This is a genomic window from Nocardia sp. NPDC005998 (assembly GCF_040614395.1).
Taxonomy (GTDB): domain Bacteria; phylum Actinomycetota; class Actinomycetes; order Mycobacteriales; family Mycobacteriaceae; genus Nocardia.
In genome coordinates, this window is sequence record NZ_JBEXUI010000087.1 from 1 (window position 1) to 5,051 (window position 5,051).

Here is a 5,051-nt window from a genome sequence, read left to right on the forward strand (position 1 = left end):
TCACCTTTGGCCCCGGCCGCTACGAAACTCTCATCTGCACCGGCACTTTCGAACGCCACCCGATCCTCACCATCACCGCGCCCTGGCACTACACCTCGTCATGGGGGCGCTCGCGTAATCGGCGTATTTCCAAGGCCGGGACGGCGTTATCGTCGCGGGGCGAACAGCAGCACGGTGGCGGACTCACCGGCGGCCGGACCGGCGACCATTATCATTGCGCCGGCCCGATCACCGCTGCAAAGTCTCGAACCCAGACAGTGCAGGTTCCGGCTGAATCAGGCCTCTACCGTGCGGCGTTCGATGACCACGAGCGGGATTTCGCGGTGGGATTTCGCCTGGTAGGTGTCGTAGAGCGGAAAGATCGCGGTCATGAGGTGCCACAGCGGTGGTTTCTCTTCCGCGGTCGCGGGTCGCGCACGCCCGGTGAATTTCTCCGCTCCGACTTGGATTGTGACGTCGGGGTCCGCGATCAGGTTGAGGTACCACGCGGGGTGGGTGGGGGATCCGGCGTTCGAGGCCACCAGGACGTAGCGGTCGTCGTCCTGTCCGTAGATCAACGCGGTGCGCCGGAACTTTCCTGATTTCCTTCCGCGTGTGGTGAGCAGCAGCGAGGGCCAGCCTTGGTAGAGGTGGCCACTCTGCCCGTCGGTCTCGACGTAGTCTCGGATGTGGTCTGCCACCCAGTCTGTCGGGCTGTCGTGGACGTCGTCGGGTTCGGGCGCCGAACTCTCGGATAGGCTGTGCAGCAGGTGGTATCGCGTGAATCCGCTGTCGATGACCCCAGGGAATTCTTTCACTCGCTGCCAGCCGCTGCCTGATCCGATCATGCCTTGGCCGGACCGTTCGATCGCGTCGCGGTGGGCGTCCGCAGTTGTCCATTCGGCATAGGGGAGCACTCGGGTGCCGTCGGTGCTGACGTGGAAGTGGCCGGAGATGCCGCCGGGGTGTGGGTCGGTTTCGCCGGCCATCGCGTCGAAAACCGTATCGACCCAGCGTCGTTGCCGATCGTGATCCGGTCCGTCGAACTCGACGTCGAGGATGACGATGCATCCCGGAACCGGTGGATTCACCCCAACGCTGCTGCGATACAGCCGATACTCGACCACTTCGATGTCGGCGAATCCGGTCAGGTATTCGCGGCCCGCTTCGCCGTTTCGCCACTGGGTGTAGGTGACGTTCTTCTCGCCGTCGGTGCTCACGAATGCGGTGCAGGAGATGAGTTCCTTCGGCCAGGAGCCGCGTTCCAGATCGGCGAAGACCTCCGCCGCCGCCGACCTCATGATCAGGACGGTGTCTACGTCGGGATGTGCGATGTCGGGCAATGCATTACGGGCAATCATGATTCGCTCTCCGGTCATCGTTGGTTGGGGGCGGTTCAGGCGGCGTAGGGGTGCTCGGATCGAGCGACTTCCAGGGCTCGGCCGAACCAGAGGAGTTGATCGATCAACTTCGCGGCGGCGGCGTCACTGGCCGCCGTGGATGTCAGCTCGCCCGATGCGCTCATGGCGTTGTGGAAGCTCACGGTTTCGCGAACAGTCACCGCGTGCAGTTCGGTGAAGACCTGCCGAAGGTGCTCGACTGCGCGAAGTCCACCTGCCATGCCTCCGTAGGAGACGAATCCGATCGGCTTGGCTTGCCACTGGGTGTAATGCCAGTCGATGGCGTTCTTCAGCGACGCGGGATAGCTGTGGTTGTACTCCGGTGTCACCACGACGAATGCCTCGGCCGCCGCGAGGCGCGGACTGACAGCCGCCAGTGCCGCGACCTCCTGTGCCCCGAGGTCGGTCGACAGCCGTTCGGGCAGAGGCGATTCCGCGAGGTCGATGACATCGACGGTGATTCCCGCACGCTGCTTCGCGTGTTCGACGAACCAGTTGGCGACTGTCGGGCCGAATCGGCCCGTGCGGGTGCTGCCGATGATCACGGCGAGGGTCAGTGGACTTTCGGATGCGGTCATAGGTAAAGCCTCGAACTTAAACACGAGTTCAAGTCAAGGTAGTGTGGGCCGCGTGACACCGCCGCATCCTGAAGTCGCCGAAGTGACGATCGGCGAACTGTCCGAACGCAGTGGTGTTCCGGCCTCGGCGCTGCGTTTCTACGAGCGGCAGGGGCTCATCCACAGTCGTCGCACCACCGGGAATCAGCGTCGCTATACCCGTGCGACGTTGCGGCAGGTTGCCTTCATCCGCGCCTCACACCATCTGGGCATTCCGCTGTCGGTGATCGGCAACGTCCTGGCACTGCTGCCACCCGGTGAAGTACCGGGCCAGGAGTTCTGGGCCAGGGCGTCCGATTGCTGGACCGAGGACATCAACTCCAGAATCGCGCGGTTGGAGCGGATGCGCGATCGGTTCGCCGAATGCATCGGCTGCGGCTGCCTGTCGTTCCAGCAATGCGCGCTCGTCAACCCGAACGACGAACTGGGCAAAGAAGGTTCGGGTCCGCGGCGGCTCTTCGACAACTGAGGCGTCGCTCGAACAGGCGATGCTGGCGCTGGACGGCCGAAGGGCCGTACACGGCTGATCGCGCCGGTGGGCCCCGAGCCGAAGAAGCCTAGTCGGCGGCGCTGCCCGCGATTCGCAGAATTTCGTCGACGATCAGCTCGGGCTCGGTGAACATGATCAGATGACCGGAGCGTTGCGCCTCGACCAGCCGACCGTTGGGGAAGGCGGCGGCGGTGCGGCGATGGGCGGCGGTCAGCGCCATCCGGGTCTTCTTGTCCAGCCGTGACAATTTCGTCCCGGTGATGACGCTGACGTCGAGGGCACCGAGTCCATGTGGCTGCTCGCGCAGCTTTCCCAAACCCGTACTGAATTGGTCCTGTTCGGCGATCATGATGCGTGCGGCCCGCATTGTGAAGTCCTCGGCGCGATGGTCGGCGGCGATATCGGCGGGTTGCTTACCGCCCATCCGGCTGCCGAGCAGCCGGTAGAGGCCGGACCTGGCGAGCACGGGCAGCAGCACCCGGGTCATCGCATACCGCTTCTCCGCTGAGGGCAGGAAATACAGCTCGCAGTTCTCATCGCTCTGATCGACGAGCACGATTCCCCGAATATCCGCCGGATTCGCCCGCGCGGCGACACGCACGACCGGACCACCCCAGCTGTGCCCGACGAGAATGAAGGGACCATCCCCCAGTTCCCCCAGCACGGCGGCGAGATCGTCGGCCATTCGGTCGAGCGTGCGCGGTTGTGGATCGTCATCGCTGCGCCCGGTCCCGGCCCGGTCGTAGACCACGGCACGCACACGCTCGGCGACCACCGGCTGGACCAGGCCCCAGATCGACCGCGAGAATCCCATGCCGGATTCGAATACGACGGTCGGCCCACCCGATCCACGCACCATATAGTGCAGCCGACGGCCATCGGTTGTCGTCGCGAATGCGCTTGTTCCGAAGGTGTGTCCCGCTTGGCGCCCCTGTCCGGCGACCCGCTCGATCACTGTGCCCAACCCGTCTTCCGTCGATGTCCGCGGAGCTCGCTGTGCGTGCCGCTCGAGCCGCGATGGCCCGCTTACAGGACTAGACAACTTCGGCCGATTGCGCAAACCGATCCGCTATCGGGCGGGTCTGGACGGGGAACTCCAGCCGGTGACGGGGCCAGCGCCGCCGACTGGAGTCGAAACCGACTGCGGTCAGGCCAGTTTCAGCGAACGCCCGATGATCTCCTTCATGATCTCGGTGGTGCCGCCGTAGATGGTCTGGACGCGAGCGTCCATATAGGCCTTCGCGATCGGGTATTCCTTCATATAGCCGTAGCCGCCGTGCAGTTGCAGGCAGCGGTCGATGAGGTCGAGCTGTTCCTCGGTGCTCCACCACTTGGCCATCGCGGCATCCTCGACCGAGAGCTTGCCCGCATTGAGGTCTTCGATGAAGCGGTCGACCAAGACGCGAACCGCGGTGGTCTTCGTTGCCAGTTCAGCGAGCACGAATCGAGTGTTCTGCAGTGCGCCGATGGGCTTGCCGAACGCCTTGCGGTCGCGGACATACTGGATGGTCATCTCCAGGCAGGACTCCATGGCCGCGGCCGCCATGACGGCGATGGACAGGCGCTCCTGCGGCAGATTGTGCATCAGGTGGATGAAGCCCATGCCCTCGGTGCCGAGCAGGTTCTTACCGGGGACGCGGACGTCGGTGAAGCTCAACTCGGCGGTGTCCTGCGCCTTGAGGCCGAGCTTGTCGAGGTTGCGACCGCGTTCGAAGCCGGGCATACCGCGCTCCACGACGAGCAGGCTGAAGCCCATCGCGCCCTTGGCTGGATCGGTCTGCGCGACGACGATGACGATATCGGAGTTGATGCCGTTGGTGATGAAGGTCTTGGCGCCGTTGAGGATCCAGTCGTCGCCGTCCTTCACCGCGCGGGTCTTGATGCCCTGGAGGTCGGAGCCGGTGCCGGGTTCGGTCATGGCGATGGCGGTAATGATCTCGCCGGAACAGAAGCCCGGCAGCCAGCGCTGCTTCTGCTCGTCATTGGCGAGCTCGAGCAGATATGGGGCGATCACATCGTTGTGGAGAGCGAAGCCGAGACCGGAGTACTGGCCGCGGACGGACTCCTCGGCCACGATCGCGTTATAGCGGAAGTCCTGCACCCCACCGCCGCCGTACTCCTCCGGCATGGCCATCCCGAGGAATCCCTGTTTACCGGCCTCCAGCCAGACCTGCCGGTCGACAATCCCCTGCTCTTCCCACTTCGCGTGATTCGGCGCGACGTGCTGATCGAGAAACTTGCGGAACGACTCCCGGAACAGCTCATGCTCGGGTTCGAACAGTGTGCGCTCCACACCAACCTCCTAATGACCACCCGGCCGGTCCACACCGACCCATTCTTCCCCCATACGGTACCCGCAACAAGAACCCGCGTTCACTTCCGACCCAAAAATTATGGCCTCACCTGGCCAAGTCCCCCCATTCCCCCGAACCAACCGAGATTCCCCACAAACCCCCCGCCCCGCCGAGCGCCCCACCAAACCACCCACCCACCGACAATGCGCTGATGCAGGAGTGCCCTCGGGGCGTTTCCTGCATCAGCGCATGGTGATCGTTTGTCCAGGGC

5 protein-coding genes are annotated in these 5,051 nt (G+C 64.3%); 1 reads left to right on the forward strand and 4 read right to left on the reverse strand.

The features are described from left to right. Positions 1–275: 275 nt before the first annotated feature. Positions 276–1,340: a nitroreductase family deazaflavin-dependent oxidoreductase gene (locus ABZ293_RS41875; protein WP_355189894.1), complete on the reverse strand. Its 1,065-nt coding sequence runs from the start codon at positions 1,338–1,340 to the stop codon at positions 276–278. Positions 1,341–1,375: 35 nt separating this feature from the next. Further along, positions 1,376–1,957 carry an NAD(P)H-dependent oxidoreductase gene (locus ABZ293_RS41880; protein WP_355189895.1) on the reverse strand — a complete coding sequence of 194 codons (582 nt, stop codon included), beginning with the start codon at positions 1,955–1,957 and terminating at the stop codon, positions 1,376–1,378. Positions 1,958–2,009: 52 nt separating this feature from the next. Here ABZ293_RS41880 and soxR point away from each other — a divergent pair, with 52 nt between their 5' ends. After that, entirely contained in the window at positions 2,010–2,465 is a 456-nt protein-coding gene (gene soxR, locus ABZ293_RS41885; protein WP_355189896.1) for a redox-sensitive transcriptional activator SoxR, read from the forward strand. Positions 2,466–2,553: 88 nt separating this feature from the next. On the opposite strand, the gene ABZ293_RS41890 is transcribed toward soxR, so the two are convergent. Together ABZ293_RS41890 and ABZ293_RS41895 are read right to left on the reverse strand one after the other, a co-directional pair. Next, on the reverse strand, positions 2,554–3,441 hold the full coding sequence (locus ABZ293_RS41890; protein ID WP_355189898.1) for an alpha/beta hydrolase: 888 nt from the start codon (positions 3,439–3,441) through the stop codon (positions 2,554–2,556). Positions 3,442–3,633: 192 nt separating this feature from the next. Next, a complete protein-coding gene (locus ABZ293_RS41895) occupies positions 3,634–4,779 on the reverse strand; it encodes an acyl-CoA dehydrogenase family protein (protein ID WP_355189897.1) in 1,146 nt (381 codons plus the stop codon). Between the last annotated feature and the right edge of the window lie 272 nt (positions 4,780–5,051).

Coding starts and splice junctions, on each gene's coding strand:
- ABZ293_RS41875 (WP_355189894.1), bottom strand. CDS start 1,340: ATGATTGCCCGTAATGCATTGCCCGACATCGCACATCCCGACGTAGAC.
- ABZ293_RS41880 (WP_355189895.1), bottom strand. CDS start 1,957: ATGACCGCATCCGAAAGTCCACTGACCCTCGCCGTGATCATCGGCAGC.